Origin of the sequence: Streptococcus sp. S1 (assembly GCF_034137685.1) — a bacterium.
In the GTDB taxonomy this organism is placed as follows: Bacteria; Bacillota; Bacilli; order Lactobacillales; family Streptococcaceae; genus Streptococcus; species Streptococcus dentalis.
In genome coordinates, this window is sequence record NZ_CP139418.1 from 1358616 (window position 1) to 1375401 (window position 16786).

17 protein-coding genes, 1 pseudogene and 1 other annotated feature are annotated in these 16786 nt (G+C 40.0%); of the genes and pseudogenes, 17 read left to right on the forward strand and 1 reads right to left on the reverse strand.

The genetic code is table 11. The features are described from left to right. Positions 1-22 precede the first annotated feature (22 nt). The 16 genes from SM121_RS06615 (at position 23) to dapA (ending at position 15650) form a co-directional block, all read left to right on the forward strand. A complete protein-coding gene (locus SM121_RS06615; protein ID WP_003001855.1) occupies positions 23-727 on the forward strand; it encodes a glucosaminidase domain-containing protein in 705 nt (234 codons plus the stop codon). Between the two features lie 167 nt (positions 728-894). Beyond that, positions 895-1692: a formate/nitrite transporter family protein gene (locus SM121_RS06620; protein ID WP_151378852.1), complete on the forward strand. Its 798-nt coding sequence runs from the start codon at positions 895-897 to the stop codon at positions 1690-1692. Positions 1693-1753: 61 nt separating this feature from the next. Continuing rightward, positions 1754-1888: a sequence feature (ribosomal protein L10 leader region), on the forward strand. A gap of 38 nt (positions 1889-1926) precedes the next feature. Then, positions 1927-2427, forward strand: a complete 501-nt coding sequence (gene rplJ, locus SM121_RS06625; RefSeq protein ID WP_003001722.1) for a 50S ribosomal protein L10 — start codon at positions 1927-1929, stop codon at positions 2425-2427. A gap of 76 nt (positions 2428-2503) precedes the next feature. Beyond that, on the forward strand, positions 2504-2872 hold the full coding sequence (gene rplL, locus SM121_RS06630) for a 50S ribosomal protein L7/L12 (RefSeq protein ID WP_320910689.1): 369 nt from the start codon (positions 2504-2506) through the stop codon (positions 2870-2872). 159 nt (positions 2873-3031) lie between these two features. Beyond that, the gene (locus SM121_RS06635) at positions 3032-3475 is read left to right on the forward strand and encodes a hypothetical protein (protein WP_155171909.1); all 444 of its coding nucleotides are present in this window, start codon (positions 3032-3034) and stop codon (positions 3473-3475) included. Between the two features lie 152 nt (positions 3476-3627). Then, positions 3628-4071, forward strand: a complete 444-nt coding sequence (locus tag SM121_RS06640) for a hypothetical protein (RefSeq protein WP_320910690.1) — start codon at positions 3628-3630, stop codon at positions 4069-4071. A 195-nt stretch (positions 4072-4266) separates the two neighbouring features. Continuing rightward, positions 4267-4719 (forward strand): hypothetical protein, encoded by a 453-nt coding sequence (locus SM121_RS06645; RefSeq protein ID WP_320910691.1) that lies wholly within the window; start codon positions 4267-4269, stop codon positions 4717-4719. A gap of 178 nt (positions 4720-4897) precedes the next feature. After that, the gene (locus SM121_RS06650) at positions 4898-6634 is read left to right on the forward strand and encodes an ABC transporter ATP-binding protein (RefSeq protein WP_320910692.1); all 1737 of its coding nucleotides are present in this window, start codon (positions 4898-4900) and stop codon (positions 6632-6634) included. Between the two features lie 13 nt (positions 6635-6647). Further along, on the forward strand, positions 6648-8426 hold the full coding sequence (locus SM121_RS06655; protein WP_320910693.1) for an ABC transporter ATP-binding protein: 1779 nt from the start codon (positions 6648-6650) through the stop codon (positions 8424-8426). 142 nt (positions 8427-8568) lie between these two features. Then, positions 8569-9078, forward strand: a complete 510-nt coding sequence (locus SM121_RS06660; protein WP_320910694.1) for a GNAT family N-acetyltransferase — start codon at positions 8569-8571, stop codon at positions 9076-9078. Between the two features lie 105 nt (positions 9079-9183). After that, positions 9184-10758, forward strand: a complete 1575-nt coding sequence (gene cls, locus SM121_RS06665) for a cardiolipin synthase (protein ID WP_320910695.1) — start codon at positions 9184-9186, stop codon at positions 10756-10758. 15 nt (positions 10759-10773) lie between these two features. Further along, positions 10774-11433 carry a DNA alkylation repair protein gene (locus SM121_RS06670; protein ID WP_320910696.1) on the forward strand — a complete coding sequence of 220 codons (660 nt, stop codon included), beginning with the start codon at positions 10774-10776 and terminating at the stop codon, positions 11431-11433. 361 nt (positions 11434-11794) lie between these two features. After that, positions 11795-12796, forward strand: a complete 1002-nt coding sequence (locus SM121_RS06675; protein ID WP_320910697.1) for a DUF3137 domain-containing protein — start codon at positions 11795-11797, stop codon at positions 12794-12796. A gap of 2 nt (positions 12797-12798) precedes the next feature. Next, positions 12799-13353 carry a LemA family protein gene (locus SM121_RS06680; protein ID WP_151379361.1) on the forward strand — a complete coding sequence of 185 codons (555 nt, stop codon included), beginning with the start codon at positions 12799-12801 and terminating at the stop codon, positions 13351-13353. Between the two features lie 145 nt (positions 13354-13498). Beyond that, positions 13499-14575 carry an aspartate-semialdehyde dehydrogenase gene (locus tag SM121_RS06685; RefSeq protein ID WP_320910698.1) on the forward strand — a complete coding sequence of 359 codons (1077 nt, stop codon included), beginning with the start codon at positions 13499-13501 and terminating at the stop codon, positions 14573-14575. 139 nt (positions 14576-14714) lie between these two features. Continuing rightward, a complete protein-coding gene (gene dapA / locus SM121_RS06690) occupies positions 14715-15650 on the forward strand; it encodes a 4-hydroxy-tetrahydrodipicolinate synthase (RefSeq protein WP_003001369.1) in 936 nt (311 codons plus the stop codon). Between the two features lie 8 nt (positions 15651-15658). Here the strand turns inward: dapA and SM121_RS09740 are convergent. Further along, positions 15659-15706 (reverse strand): annotated as a pseudogene (locus SM121_RS09740) (hypothetical protein); the annotation flags it as partial. 738 nt (positions 15707-16444) lie between these two features. On the opposite strand from SM121_RS09740, the gene SM121_RS06700 reads away from it, so the two are divergent. Next, on the forward strand, positions 16445-16783 hold the full coding sequence (locus tag SM121_RS06700) for an ATP cone domain-containing protein (protein ID WP_003001449.1): 339 nt from the start codon (positions 16445-16447) through the stop codon (positions 16781-16783). The last annotated feature ends 3 nt before the right edge of the window (positions 16784-16786 follow it).

Here is a 16786-nt window from a genome sequence, read left to right on the forward strand (position 1 = left end):
TTAATTGGAGATAAATTGTATTATGAAAAAGAAAATACGGAATAAAACGAAATTATTTGGTTTGTTCGTTTCTGTATTAGCAGCGGGGACATTTGCCGCTGCTATGAGCGAGCACATCACATCAGTTGGTGCTAATGATGGAACTTACCAAGCTTATTCAGACCCTACTGAAGCTTTCATCTCACAAATTGGTGAGTCAGCTCGTCAGCTCGGTCAAGCGAACGACCTTTATGCTTCCGTTATGATCGCACAAGCTATCCTTGAAAGTGGATCAGGTCAGTCTGGCTTGTCTTCTTATCCGCATTACAACCTTTTCGGTATTAAAGGAAGTTATGCTGGTCAATCCGCAGTGATGCAAACTTGGGAGGATGACGGTGCTGGAAATGCCTATACGATTAATGACGCTTTTCGTTCTTACCCATCTTACTATGAATCATTGCAAGACTACGTAGCAGTATTGAAACAAGGACATTTTGCAGGTGCATGGAAGAGCAACACCTCTAGTTACCAAGATGCAACAGCAGCTTTGACAGGTGTTTATGCGACAGACACAAGCTACTATGCAAAACTTAATAACATCATTGAAACTTATAATTTGACTCAATACGATTCACCAAATGTTCAAGGTGGTATTACAGGTTCAGTATACAATCCATATCGCCAACAGTTCACTTCACAAGAAATCTTGAATTTGGATATCGCTTGGGCGAACCGTTTAAATTATTAAAACTAAAGCAGGCAGATGCCTGTTTTTTTGTTGTTTTTTAGCAAATTATGATATTCGATATAAAACGTATATGCTGAAAATTTAAGAATTTTTCCTGAAAACCTTTTCAAACTTTTCTCTCTATGATATAATGATTTTATTCACAAACATTATATAAGGAGAATAGTATGTCTGAATCTAATTTTATTCAAAAAGTTGGAGCGGCGTGTAATAAGAAGGAAGATCTCTATCAGAAATCTAAAACTCGCTATGCTGTACGTTCTATTTTTGCTGGAGGATTTCTTACTTTAAGTACGGCGGTCGGAGCAGTTGCCGCAGACTTATTAAATACCTTTGTACCTGGATCTGGTCGTTTTCTATTTCCATTCATCTTTGCCTGGGGCTTGGTTTACCTCTTATTCTTAAATGCGGAATTAACCACCTCAAATATGATGTATTTGACGGCGGGGACCTATCTAAAGAAAATTCATTGGAAGAAAGCGCTGGAAATTCTTCTTTATTGTACCTTCTTTAATTTAATTGGTGCTTTAATCGTGGCTTTTCTTTTCAATCAGACAACAGCCTTTGCTCATGTCGATCCAAAAGGATTCCTAGCTACTGTGGCAGAAAATAAACTCCAACGCAGCAATCAAGTGGTTTTCTTTGAAGGAATTATTGCCAATATCTTCGTCAATATTGCTATTCTTTCTTATCTATATTTCAAAGATGAAACAGCCAAGGTGCTCTTAGCACTCTCTGCTATTTATATGTTTGTCTTTATGACCAATGAACACTTGGCTGCAAACTTTGCTTCTTTCTCATTATTGAGCTTTAATTCAGTTTCTAGCCAATTGCCACATTTTGAGTTTTTAAATATTTTACGTCATTATAGCGTGACCTTCTTTGCCAACTGGGTAGGAGGAGGAGTTCTAATGGGACTAGCCTATGCTTGGTTGAATAATATCAAGAGTCTCTACAACGATTAAAAAATATAAAAAAAGTTTGCAAAAGTACTTGCATTCTTTTTTTATATATGATAAACTAATCTACGGTTTGAAAAAACTGCCTAAGACAGTAGGGGAGCTCGACTCATAAAGATCCTACCGAGGACAAAACGTATCAATTAAAAGAAGCGTATTGTACTTTCGTGTCTAGGTTTGGGCGCGTTTTTCTTTTGGAAAAATTCCCCAAGCAAAATAATTACGGAGGTGAACACACTAATGAGTGAAGCAATTATTGCTAAAAAAGCGGAACTTGTTGACGTGGTAGCTGAAAAAATGAAAGCTGCTGCATCAATCGTCGTTGTAGATTCTCGCGGTTTGACAGTTGAGCAAGATACAGTTCTCCGTCGCAACCTTCGCGGAAGCGAAGTTGAGTTTAAAGTTATCAAAAACTCAATCTTGCGTCGTGCAGCTGAAAAAGCTGGTCTTGAAGATCTTGCATCTGTATTCGTTGGACCTTCTGCAGTAGCATTTTCTAACGAAGATGTTATCGCACCTGCGAAAATCTTGAACGATTTTGCAAAAGACGCTGAAGCACTTGAAATCAAAGGTGGTGCAATCGAAGGCGCTGTCGCATCTAAAGAAGAGATTCTTGCACTTGCAACTCTTCCAAACCGCGAAGGACTTCTTTCTATGCTCCTTTCTGTACTTCAAGCGCCAGTGCGCAACGTTGCTCTTGCAGTCAAAGCGGTTGCAGACAACAAAGAAGACGCAGCTTAATCTTAAGCTACGCAGCGTAGCCTAGCTACAAAAAAAATAAAAACATAAAATTAAAACTTATTTGGAGGAAATAACAATGGCATTGAACATTGAAAACATTATTGCTGAAATTAAAGAAGCTTCAATCCTTGAATTGAACGACCTTGTAAAAGCTATCGAAGAAGAATTTGGTGTAACTGCAGCTGCTCCTGTAGCTGTTGCTGCAGCTGGTGCTGCTGATGCAGGTGCTGCTAAAGATTCATTCGATATCGAATTGACATCTGCAGGCGACAAGAAAGTCGGCGTTATCAAAGTTGTACGTGAAATCACTGGTCTTGGTCTTAAAGAAGCTAAAGAACTTGTTGATGGTGCACCTGGTGTTATCAAAGAAGGTGTTGCTGCAGCTGAAGCTGAAGAAATCAAAGGTAAATTGGAAGAAACTGGAGCTTCAGTTACTCTTAAATAATCGAGTTTCCAATCAAAATGAAAACCGAGGTTTAGGCCTCGGTTTTTTTGTGCATTCTTTCTTTCGTGACTTTTACAAGCCCTGTATCATCAAATATTTCATTGAGATACGACAAGATTGTTGCTATAATAGGGTTATTCGATGAAATAAGGAGAAGGTATGAAAAATTTTAAACAGATTCTTTTGGCTTTAGTTGCTGTTTTTGCAGCAGTCCTTTTGGTAGCCTGTGGTCCAAAAAGTGATAATGGGACTTATGTATTCGAACCCACAACAGATGAAGCGAGGGAGAGGCTACCAAGTGAACTTGCTTATATCATTTCAGATGATTATAAATTTAAGGTTTCGATTATCATTAAGGATAAAGAAGGCCTTATGAAGGTTCGAATAAAATCAAATATTCAAAATATCAATCAATCCTATGATTTTAAGGTTGACCAAAAAAACAAAATATTTGTTATGAAGAATGACTACAGTGTGACAAAGATGGCGTATCAAATTTCTAATCATACCCTAACCTTTATGGATGTAAAAGAATCAAAATCGAGTGGGTCTGATATTTTTATAAACTATATAAAAATGGCTAAGTTTAAAAAAGTTAAATAATTTAGCGAAGATAGGTACGGATCCTGCCTTTTTAAACATACAAATATGATCCGTAAAATATATTACAATCATTTTACATTTGCAAAATATTCTTGAGAGTTTGTTGATTTGTTGCTATAATGGCGGTAAATCATATCATTAAGGAGAAGATGATGAAAAATTTTAAACGTATTTTGTTAGCGCTTGTAGCTGTCTTTGCAGCAGTCCTTCTTGTAGCTTGTGGTGATAAAAGCGATAATGGAACTTATGTTTTTGAGCCAAGCAAAGAAGAGGCTGTTAAAATGCTTCCAGAAGAGCTTCAGGGATTGGCTGGTGATGGTATCAATGTAAAAATTTCGATTGCTATTCAGGGGGATAAGGCTGAATACAAGAGTGAAACTGAATTTGCTGGCAATAAAAAAGAAAGTAAGTATGAGTATAAAGTCGACCAAAAGGCAAAAACTATGAAATATGAAGCACAAGGCATGAAAGTAGAGCTTTCTTATGAAATTTCTAATGATGTACTGACGATAAAGAAAGTTAAAAACTCTGTCGTTAGCGATAATGATTTTTTCAGCAATTACTTGAAAGTTGCTAAGTTCAAAAAAGTTAAATAATAAGTAAGGCAGGGTTTATATCCTGCCTTTTTATATGTATTTATGATGATTTTATACTAGGATTCTAACTAATTTTGAATATTTTAGCAAATATCGTATAGTATGAACATAGTTAAAAGAGACACGTTAACAATTCATTGCGATGCAATGGAATTGTTGCTATAATAGGGTTATTCTATGTAATAAGGAGCACTTATGAAAAACGTTAAACAGATTATTTTGGCTTTCGTTGCAATTTTTGCAGCGATACTCCTGGTAGCCTGTGGTGCAAAAGGCGATAATGGAACTTATGTTTATAAACCGACTAAAGCAGAGATGAAAAAAATTCTCAAAGATCAAGGAGCTTCCAGTTCAGATATTGATTCTATAAACAATAAATATTCCTTGGAGTTGTCCATTGATATTAACGATTCAAAAGGATATTTAAATATTAAAACTGAAAGACCCGGTCATAAAACTGTAGATTCAACAGAAATTAAAGTTAATCAAAAGACTAAAACAATCGGTGCGTTAGAAGACAAGGGGGAGAAGGTTAGATATAAGATTAAAGGGGACACCCTGACATTGAACTTTACAAAAGATCAAGAATCGACGAATCAATTTGCGTCGTCTCTTCTTAAAAACGCTAAATTCAAACGCACGAAATAATGCAAGTGAAGAGCGGGGGAAACCTGCTCTTTTGCTTTACTTTTATGCCTAGTTTGGTATAATGAATGAGACTACAGATGGGACTGGGGCAGGAATGATTTTCTTTGAAAATGATTTCGTCTCGCTCCCTCTTTTCTGTGTGATCAAGGTTATTATTTATGGAAAAGGAGAATCATCTATGCTTTATATTTGGTCTTACTTGAAAAAGTATCCCAAGTGGCTAGCCCTGAATCTATTTTCGGCGGTCCTGTTTGTTATTGTCAATTTGGGCTTGCCAACGGTTCTAGCTCGCATGATTGATGAAGGGATTAACCCGCGTGATGTGGACCGGCTGTATTTCTGGGGCTGGGTCATGTTTGCGATTATTTTGCTTGGGATTGTGGGGCGGATTATCTTGTCTTACGCGGTTGGTCAGCTAACGACCACCATGGTCCGCGATATGCGCAATGACCTCTATGCTAAGTTACAGGAGTACTCGCATCGCGAGTATGAGCAAATTGGGGTATCGTCATTGGTCACTCGCTTGACTTCGGATGCCTTTGTTTTGATGCAGTTTGCGGATTCTATGTTGAAGATGGGGGTCATCACACCCTTGATGATGGTTTCCAGTGTTCTCTTGATTTTGACAACCAGTCCTTCTTTAGCGTGGATTGTAGCGGTTTCTGTACCATTTCTTGCGGTCGTCGTCTGGTATGTGGCAGTTAAGACACGTCCTCTTTCTGAGAAACAACAAAAGACCCTCGACCATCTCAATCAATTTGCGCGTGAAAATTTGACTGGACTTCGTGTGATTCGTGCCTTTGCCCGTGAAGAATTCCAAGAGGATAAATTTGCGGCTGAAAATGAAGTCTACGCAGAAAACTCGAATAAATTGTTCAAACTAACTGGTTTGACAGAACCCCTATTTGTGCAGATCATCATAGCTATGATTGTGGCGATTGTCTGGTTTGCTTTGGATCCTCTTCATGACGGTAGTTTGAAAATTGGGGATCTGGTTGCCTTTATTGAGTATAGCTTCCACGCGCTCTTATCTTTCCTCTTTTTAGCCAATCTCTTTACTATGTATCCTCGGACTGCGGTTTCTAGCCGTCGTCTCAAGGAAATCATGGACATGCCCATTTCGATTGATCAAAATGAGAATGGTGTAACAGAAACAGCGTCTCGTGGCTATTTGGAATTTGACAATGTCACCTTTGCTTATCCAGGTGAGACAGAAAGTCCGGTTCTTCACAACATTTCCTTTCAAGCCAAACCTGGTGAAACGATTGCCTTTATCGGCTCGACTGGTTCTGGGAAATCTTCGCTTGTGCAGTTGATTCCTCGATTCTATGATGTCACCTTAGGAAAAATTTTGGTCGATGGTGTGGATGTCCGAGATTACAATCTGAAAGCCCTTCGCCAAAAGATTGGTTTTATTCCGCAAAAGGCTTTGCTCTTTACAGGAACCATTGCTGAAAACCTTCGTTATGGGAAAGAAGATGCATCTGTACAAGAGCTAGAACAAGCGGCTGAAATTTCCCAAGCCAAAGAATTTATTGACAGTCGCGAGGAACGCTTTGACACGCATTTGGCAGAAGGTGGTAGCAACCTTTCAGGTGGCCAAAAACAACGCTTGTCCATCGCTCGTGCCGTTGTCAAAGATCCTGATATTTTTATCTTTGATGATTCCTTCTCAGCCCTAGACTACAAGACGGATGCCACTTTGCGGAAGCGTCTCAAAGAAGTCACAGGAGATGCGACCGTCTTAATCGTAGCGCAACGCGTGGGAACCATTATGGATGCGGATCAAATTATTGTCTTGGACCAAGGGGAAATCGTCGGTCGAGGAACCCACGATGAATTGATGGAAAGCAATGAGATCTATCGTGAAATTGCCAATTCGCAGCTCGATAGTCCGTCATTAACAGAAGAATAGAAAGGAGAAGCAGATGAAACAAGAACAAAACAGTTTTAGTAGACTATGGACTTATTTGAGAGCCTATCGATTGGAAGTTTGCTTGTCCATTTTCTTAAAAATTCTGAGTGTCGTCATGAGTGTTGTCGAACCCTTTGTTTTGGGGCTTGCGATTACTGAGTTGACAAAAAATCTCATGGATATGGCAAAAGGTCTTGCGGGAGCTGGTCTTAATACCTCCTATATCGCGATCATTATGACGCTCTATCTATTCCGTGGGGTCCTCTATGAGTTGGGATCTTATTATTCTAACTATTTCATGACCAATGCTGTTCAAAAGACTGTTCAGGACATGAGAAATGATTTGTCTCATAAAATCAATCACATTCCCGTTTCTTATTTTGACCGGCATCAGTTCGGAGATTTGCTAGGACGTTTTACTAGCGATGTCGAAACCGTCTCGAATGCCTTGCAACAGTCATTCTTACAAATCGTTAATGCTATCTTTACCTTGCTCTTTGTCATCAGCATGGTCTTGTACTTAAACATCCAGCTAGGGCTAGTGGTCATTTTGTCCATTCCGATCACTTATTTCAGTGCTCGATTTATCATGAAAAAATCTCAGCCTTACTTTAAAGAGCAGGCAGATGTTTTGGGGGCAATGAACGGCTTTGTGCAAGAAAATTTAACAGGCTTTAACGTCCTTAAGCTCTACGTTCGGGAAAAATCTTCCCAGGAAGAGTTTCATGATATTACCCATCACCTTCAAAAGGTAGGATTCAAGGCTAATTTCATTTCCGGCTTAATGATGCCGATTTTAAATGGGATTTCAGATTTGACTTATCTCATTATCGCTTTGTTTGGTGGCTTGCAAGTGATAGCAGGTCGTTTGACTGTGGGGAATATGCAGGCCTTCGTTCAATATGTTTGGCAGATCAACCAACCGATTCAAAACGTAACCCAATTGGCAGGGCAGCTACAAAGTGCCAAGTCGTCTCTAGATCGGATTTTCCAAGTCATGGATGAACCAGATGAAGTAGCAGATGTAACAGAAACTCTCTCTGGTGATTTGACGGGTCAGGTCAGCTTTAAAAACGTTGATTTCCAATATGTAGCGGACAAACCCTTGATTCGTGATTTCAACCTAGAAGTCAAACCGGGTGAAATGGTGGCCATTGTCGGACCGACCGGAGCAGGGAAAACAACTCTGATTAATCTGCTCATGCGCTTTTACGATGTGACTGCGGGATCGATTACGGTGGATGGTCATGATATTCGTCATCTATCTCGCCAAGATTACCGCAAACAATTCGGAATGGTGCTTCAGGATGCTTGGTTATATGAAGGAACCATCAAAGAAAACCTTCGCTTTGGTAATCTCGAGGCAACGGATGAAGAAATTGTTGAAGCCGCAAAGGCGGCCAATGTCGATCACTTTATCCGGACGCTTCCTGGTGGTTACAATATGGAAATGAACCAGGAGTCTAGCAATATTTCTCTAGGGCAAAAGCAACTCCTAACCATTGCGCGTGCGCTCCTAGCGGATCCTAAAATCTTGATTTTGGATGAAGCGACGTCTTCTGTCGATACGCGTTTAGAACTCTTGATTCAAAAAGCGATGAAGAATTTGATGAAAGGGCGGACTAGCTTTGTCATTGCTCACCGCTTGTCTACCATTCAAGAAGCAGATAAAATCCTTGTCCTCAAAGATGGCCAAATCATCGAGCAAGGAAATCACCAATCCTTGTTAGCAGATAAAGGATTCTACTATGAGCTCTACAATAGCCAATTTTCAAATAAAAAAGCGGAATAAGCTAAATAGGTTGAGATAGATTTCTCAACCTATTTTCTATAAGTCCTTTTGCAAAAAATGAAACTATTAGATCATTGCCTCTCTTCATTGACAGTGAGAAGGCATATCGGTATACTAGGTATAATCTAATTAGGAGGCCATCATGATGATTCGACCCGTTCAGCTCAGCGATGCAGCAGCTATCCGAGCGATTTACCAACCTTATGTGACAGAGACAGCCATTACCTTTGAGGTTGATGTGCCGACTGTCCAGGAATTTGAAAGCCGCATCACAAAAACGCTGCCCCAATTTCCTTATTTGGTAGCAGAAGTGGATGGGAAAGTTGTGGGGTATGCCTATGCCTCCACCTATTATGCACGCGCTGCCTATGATTGGACCACTGAATTGTCTATTTATGTATCAAAAGAAGCGCGTGGACAAGGGATTGGATCGGACCTTTATACTGCCTTAGAAGAGGAGTTGCAAGCACGAGGCTACTTACGGTTTCTGGCCTGTATCGCAGTCCCGAACGAAGCGAGCATTTCCATGCATGAAAAGCGAGGCTATGTCCAAGTGGCTCATTTCCCAAAGATTGGCTATAAGTTTAACAAATGGCATGATATCGTCTGGATGCAAAAGACGATCGAAGGGCCTGTGAGAAAAATCAAGTAAGAGCTGTTAAGGAGTAGTAGCTAAATGAAATGAACGCTCCATATCACTTGAAACAATCCATAAATTATTCAGCATAGAAGATGTTTTTATACGAAAGAGGTTTTTATGACTCAAGAACAAAGTGCTAGACTGTTACCCCAAAAGCCCTCCGGATGGGCTAAAATTCTACTTAACCGAAAGGTTCCTATTTTCCTGTTCTTCTTACTGGAATTGGCCTTTCTTGTCATTTCATATCTCAGCCTACAAGAGCATTTTCCATCCATTATCTTATGGGAACACTTGTTGAGTGTCTTTACCTTCTTTTACTTGCTCAATCGTTCCATGGATTCTCGTTCCAAACTGTCCTGGGTGATTATCATTGCCCTCTTTCCAATTTTTGGGACTGCTCTGCTTTACTTTTCGTTAGCTGATTTGGGTGTGAGACGCTTGAAGAAGCGGCTTGAGGATGCTACAGTGCAGGCTTCTGACTATCTAAGCACCGATCCAGAAGTTGCTGATTATTTATCCCAAAGTGATCGCCAATTACAGAAATTAGCTTATTTTTTGGAGCATAGTCCAGCCCAGTTTCCTATCTACAGCAACACAGAGGTTACCTATTTTCCGCTTGGAGATGACATGGTTCCATCCTTGTTGGAGGATTTGAAAAAGGCCGAGCGTTATATCTTCATGGAATATTTCATCATTGACGAAGGGATCATGTGGGGTGAGATTTTAGCCATTTTAGAGGAGAAGGCCAATGCAGGTCTGGACGTTCGTGTCATGTTTGATGGGATGAATGAGATGACTACCTTGTCCTATGATTATATTGAGCGCTTGCACAAGGTTGGGATAAAAGCTCAGGCCTTCTCACCAGTCAAGCCTATTCTATCAACCTATTACAATTACCGAGACCATCGAAAGATTACAGTGATTGATGGTCAAGTTGCTTATACTGGTGGTGTAAATATCGCTGATGAGTATGTCAATAAACGAGAACGCTTTGGTCATTGGAAGGACACGGCCCTTCGCTTAGATGGTTCAGCAGTTCAAACACTGAAAGCTCTCTTTTTGACCATGTGGACAGTGACTGGAATAGAGGATAAAAGGGATATGGAGCACTATCTACAAGAAAAACCTCAAAAAAGAGAGGGTCAAGGCTTGGTTCTTCCTTATGGAAATTCACCATTGACCTATCACAAAGTGGCTGAGGATGTTTATCTTCATTTACTGAATACATCGACCGATTATGTTCACATTATGACGCCTTATCTGATTTTGGATGACGAATTGGTTAGAGCCATGACTTTTGCGGCCAAACGAGGAGTAGATGTTCGGATCATTATGCCAGGGATTCCAGATAAACAGTACGCCTTTGATATTGCGACGACCTATTTTAAAGCGCTCTTGGATGCTGGCGTCCGTATTTTCCGTTATACCCCAGGCTTTGTCCATGCTAAAGTTTATGTTTCTGATAGCCAACAAGCTGTGGTAGGAACCATTAATACAGACTACCGAAGTCTCTATCAAAATTTTGAAGATGGGGTTTTTCTCTACAAAAATCTAGAAGTGCTTCATATTGAACAAGATTTTGAGAGAACCCAGGCGCTCTCAGAGGAAGTCACTCTAGAAAGTTTATCTAAAATGGCTATGGCTCATCGTCTGAGTGGCTATCTTTTTTCTTTGATTGGACCTTTGATGTAAAAAAGGAGGAATCATATGGATACAAAAATTCTTTTGAAATTGTTAGAAGACCAAGCTGATCCAGCGAAAGTCCCAGCAATGGAAGCTTATATGAAAAATAAATTCAGCTTTCTTAGCGTTCAAAAACCAATTCTCAAAAAGATTGAAAGAGAGTTTTTTAAACCTTTCATAAAGGATCCAATTGATTGGACTTTTGTGGAAGAGTGTTGGCAGCAACCTTACCGAGAGTTTCAATATATTGCTATGGATTATCTGGATAAAAAGAAGAAGGAGCTTAGACCTGAAGATTTTCCAAAGCTAAAGGAATTGGCTCAAACCAAATCATGGTGGGACAGTATAGATCAATTGGACCTTATCATCGGAGAGATTACTTTGCACTATCCAGAAACTAAGCAGGTTATGCTGGATTGGAGTAAGGATCAGGACTTTTGGTTGAGGCGGATTGCCATTGACCACCAGCTTATGAGGAAAGAAAAAACAGATACGGATTTGTTAGAAAAAGTGATCCTCAATAATCTAGGTCAAAGCGAGTTCTTTATAAATAAGGCAATTGGCTGGAGTTTACGCAATTATTCCAAGGTTAATCCGGATTGGGTAGGGGCCTTTATTGACCGCTATCGAGATCAGTTGTCTCCTTTGAGCATTCGAGAAGGAAGCAAGTACCTACCCTCTTGACATTTTTTGGCCGTTCATGGTAAACTAGTTTTATGCGATGAGTCGATTGGCTCTTAGGAGCCTTTTGCGCTGAGGAGGTCTACATTCAATTGTAACGCAGGAGCGGACCTTGAACAGTTGTGTGAACCGGCTGTTCTCATCGAAAGATGCCTCGAATCCCTTACCATATGGTAGGGGATTTTTTGTTTGTTTCTTAGCTGAAGGGGAGACGATTAGATTGCTTATCTAGACTGTTGTCCAATAAAACCTTCTAAAAAAGAAAAGAATACCAATGTAAATTTGCTCTAAATCCGTCGCAGTGGTATAATGGGTGACAAGATATAGCGCTATCTTTCATACCAACCATGGAAAGGAGATGTCTATGGTAGTTGAACATAATCAATCAACAACTAGGTGGTCGCAAGAAAAATCCCAGCGAATTAGTGAGCTAGAAAATTCAAAAGAGTATCAAGACCGGCTGTTTTTAATGAAGGAACAGATGAAGAGCAATCTTCATTGGAGGACCGTCACTATTCTTGGTATTATTTTAGCTATACTATCTTTCCCACCTTTGGGATTGCGAGCGGTTATTATCATTCTTCTTGCGCTAGTTTTCTATTATTTACCTCAATACAAAAGAAGGAAGGCTTTATTCGGGGATAATGTTCGGTCTAATGACGAGATTTATATTAATGATTTTCTATGCCCCATTCTGAAAGAAGTTTATCCTCAAGCAGAGTTAACTTTGACAGCTAACTACTCCATGGATGCCTTACAGGTAGTCAGCCCCCGGTCGACCAAATTTAATCTCTTTAATCAACTGTCCTTTCATGATGAAAGAAATCTTACAGTTGCTAACCTTTATGGTCACCATACAGAGACCAGGTATGAAACAGACTCAAATGGGCACACCAGAACTGTCCAAGAAGAAGTGACTGATTTCGTTGGCCAACTTTTTTCTCTAAAGGCACCGACTCCCTTCCCAGGGCATATGCGGGTGGTTCCGACCAAGAAATCTTTCTTTTTCAAAAGAGAAAGCAAGGGAGCCTATCCAGGTCCTGGAAAAAACGAAGTACAAATTGAAACAGAAGATATCCAGAACAATGAGAATTACAATATCTATTGTACGGATGAATTTGCTGCTCGAAAATTTTTGAAACCCAAGGTGTTAGATTGGTTCGATAAGCAAATTTCTCAAAATGCGATGTGTGTCTACTTGGTAGAAGATCGGCTTTACATTTCCTTGTATACCAATCGCTATATTTTCCCAACACCAAGAAAGAAACAAGATGTTGAGAATCTTTCCTTAGCAGCAGAGTATCAAAAGCTCTGTAGGGAGATTGATCTCATTGATGAATTAACCAATATTTTTAAAGGAGAATGACGATGTCAGGTTTCATTATTGCACTTATTGTTTTTGCACTAGTAGTTGTTATGTGGTTTATCGGAGAAAGCAATCGCTTGAACCGTTATCAGGTCATGATTGAAGAATCAAAGAGGACGGTTGATATCACCTTGGTTAAACGCTACGACACCATTTCGGAAATGTTGAAGGTTGCTAAGGCTTATGCCAAACATGAAGAGAAAGTCTTTAGCGAATTGGTAGCCCTTCGCCAAGGTGCCTCTATCCAAGAATCCAATCAAGTTATTGCCAATCAAAATGATGTTTTGGCACAAATCCGAGCAGTGGGTGAGAATTATCCGGAGCTCTTATCTTCTAACCAATTCTTGGCCTTGCAAAAAGAAATTGCAGACGAAAATGAAGATTTGGCAGCTTCTAAACGCATTGTCAATAGCAATATTAGCCAAATCAACCAAGCCATTGTAACCTTCCCAACTTCAGTAGTTGCGGGTATCAAAGGGATGCAACAGGTCCAGTTTCTATTGGAAGATACTCAAGGTAAGAAGGATTTAAGTGATTTGAATTATGACCTTGACTAAATAGATATTTATTATAATTAACCATCAAAAATCCTGGTCTTAGAATCAGGATTTTTTCCTACTGTTGGTACTTTTCATTTATGACAAAAAATTGTATAATAGTACAAATACTCAATTTTTAGAAAATTTTGAAAGAGGATTTACTATGGGATACACAGTTGCTGTTGTCGGTGCTACAGGTGCCGTTGGTGCTCAAATGATCAAAATGTTGGAAGAATCTACTCTTCCAATCGATAAGATTCGCTACCTTGCGTCTGCACGTTCTGCAGGAAAAGTTTTGCAATTTAAAGGGCAAGACGTGACCATTGAAGAAACGACTGAAGATGCTTTTGAAGGGGTTGATATTGCCCTTTTCTCAGCTGGTGGTTCAACATCTGCCAAATATGCACCTTATGCGGTGAAAGCAGGCGCAGTAGTGGTCGATAACACTTCATATTTCCGTCAAAATCCGGATGTCCCATTGGTTGTTCCTGAAGTGAATGCACATGCGCTTGATGCTCATAACGGAATTATCTCTTGTCCAAACTGTTCAACCATCCAAATGATGGTCGCTCTTGAGCCGGTTCGTCAAAAATGGGGCTTGGACCGTATCATCGTGTCTACTTACCAAGCTGTATCAGGGGCTGGTATGGGAGCTATTCTTGAAACCCAACGTGAGTTGAAGGAAGTTTTGAATGATGGTGTCAACCCACGCGATGTCCAAGCGGAAATCTTGCCATGCGGTGGTGATAAAAAACATTACCCAATTGCTTTCAACGCTCTTCCACAAATCGACGTCTTCACAGAAAATGACTATACTTACGAAGAAATGAAGATGACGAATGAAACCAAGAAAATCATGGAAGATGATAGCATTGCCGTTTCAGCAACTTGTGTGCGGATTCCAGTCTTGTCAGCTCACTCAGAGTCAGTCTACATTGAAACAAAAGAAGTGGCACCAATTGACGAAGTGAAAGCTGCTATTGCTGCCTTCCCAGGTGCAGTCCTTGAAGACGATGTTGCTCACCAAATCTACCCACAAGCCGTTAATGCGGTCGGTTCACGCGATACTTTCGTTGGACGGATTCGTAAAGACTTGGATGCTGAAAAAGGGATCCACATGTGGGTTGTTTCAGATAACCTCCTTAAAGGAGCTGCTTGGAACTCGGTCCAAATCGCAGAAACTCTTCATGAACGTGGACTCGTACGACCAACAACTGAATTGAAGTTTGAATTGAAATAGGGAGCAAAACAGAAATCAGTAACTCGAAGAGTTTGATTTCTTCCTTAGTTATTTAGCGAATCAACTTGTTTTATAAACAGATCATGAGGCAAAGGCAAGCAGGCCCCAGCCTCTTTCTTATATAGAGAAAGGTTTTTCTATGTCTTATAATGATTTGAAAGATTGTAAAATCATCACTGCATTTATCACCCCTTTCCATGAAGATGGAACCATTAATTTTGATGCTCTTCCTGCCTTGATCGAGCACCTCTTGGCACATCATACAGATGGGATTCTCTTAGCTGGAACGACTGCAGAAAGTCCAACTCTGACCCACGATGAGGAATTGCAACTCTTTGCGGCCGTTCAAAAGATTGTCAATGGTCGAGTTCCTTTGATCGCTGGTGTCGGAACCAATGAAACCCGCGACTCCATTGAGTTCGTTAAAGAAGTAGATGCTTTTGGTGGCTTTGCGGCAGGATTGGCTATCGTCCCTTACTACAACAAACCATCTCAAGAAGGAATGTATCAACACTTTAAAGCGATTGCGGATGCATCCAATCTTCCGATTATTATCTACAATATTCCTGGACGCGTGGTTGTGGAAATGACACCTGAAACCATGCTTCGTTTGGCAGAACACCCAAATATCATTGGGGTGAAAGAGTGTACAACTCTTGCTAATATGGCCTACTTGATTGAACACAAACCAGAAGAATTTCTCGTCTACACAGGGGAAGATGGAGATGCTTTCCACGCGATGAACCTTGGGGCTGATGGAGTGATCTCAGTAGCCTCTCATACAAATGGAGATGAAATGCATGAGATGTTCCAAGCCATTGAACACAACGATATTAAAAAGGCTGCGGCTATCCAACGTCAGTTTATCCCTAAAGTCAATGCTCTCTTCTCTTATCCGAGTCCAGCTCCTGTCAAAGCTGTCTTAAACTATATGGGCTTTGAAGCAGGACCAACTCGTTTGCCATTGGTGCCAGCACCAGCAGAAGAAGCGAAGCGCATTATCAAGGTTGTAGTAGATGGGGATTACCATGCATCTAAAGAGATCATTACGGGAGTTTTAAGACCGGATTATTAATAAAATTATTATGAGGAATGTATGTCAGAGTTAGAGAAAACAGAGTTAGAAAAAACAGATTCAGAAAAATCAGAACTAGAAAAATTTAAAGAACGTCATAGCCTTGAAAAGTTAGATGGTGTGATAATCTATGATAAACCGACTATTAAAACAGGTGAAAAAGCTGGATGCATCGGCGCTCTCTTACTTTTAATTGGATTTGGAACAGGGATTATTTTGTTACTCCTTCATTTCATATTTGACTTCGATTCCAAGCTACTCAATCTTCTTTGGGAATCGATAGCAGCTTTAGGATTCATTTTTAGTTTAGCAGGAGCTTTTCAAATTGGTCCCCTTACAATACACCGCTACTCAAGAGAAGCTGATAAGGATAAACATTTTGAAATCGATAGAGCCTACAATCTCTATAACGTTCTCTATAAACCGACTAAAACAGTCCTTCTCCAATATGATAGTGACGAGGATCAGTTCATTGCGGTAAATGCTGGTGGTGAACTACTAGTGGAACTCCTTAGAAAAGTAGAGATGGATAAGTTACCTCTGAAGAAAATTTTGAAGACCTTCCGTTTGGATCATGTCTCTGACCATCTTTGGAGATTGACCTACAGCTATAAAAAAGAAGATGTGGTCATGGAGAAGAGTGATCGTTAGTTTTTTTCATCCAATCAACCACACTAAGTCCTGAAAAGAGCTTTGATTCTTGACAAAAAAATTATATAATAAAGTAGTAGGTCTTCATTTCTTTATAAAGGAAATGGAGTATTCATGAAAATTTAAACATAAAGGAGACTCCGATGGAAGTCATTAAACGTAGTGGAGAAGTGGTTGAATTCAACCCAGATAAAATTTACCAAGCTATTTTGAAAGCTGCGCAAGTTGTCTATGTTTTGACAGATGATTTGCGACAAAACCTAGCTCAAGTGACCAAGAAAGTTGCTATGGATTTAGATGAAGCTCAAGTAGAACGCGCAACCATCAGTATGATCCAATCATTAGTGGAACAACGCTTGCTGGGAGCAGGTTATATTACCATTGCAGAACACTACATTTCTTATCGCTTGCAACGCGATTTGGAACGGAGTGGTTATGGTGATCACATCGCCGTGCATTTGCATTTTGAGCAAATTCGATAAGCT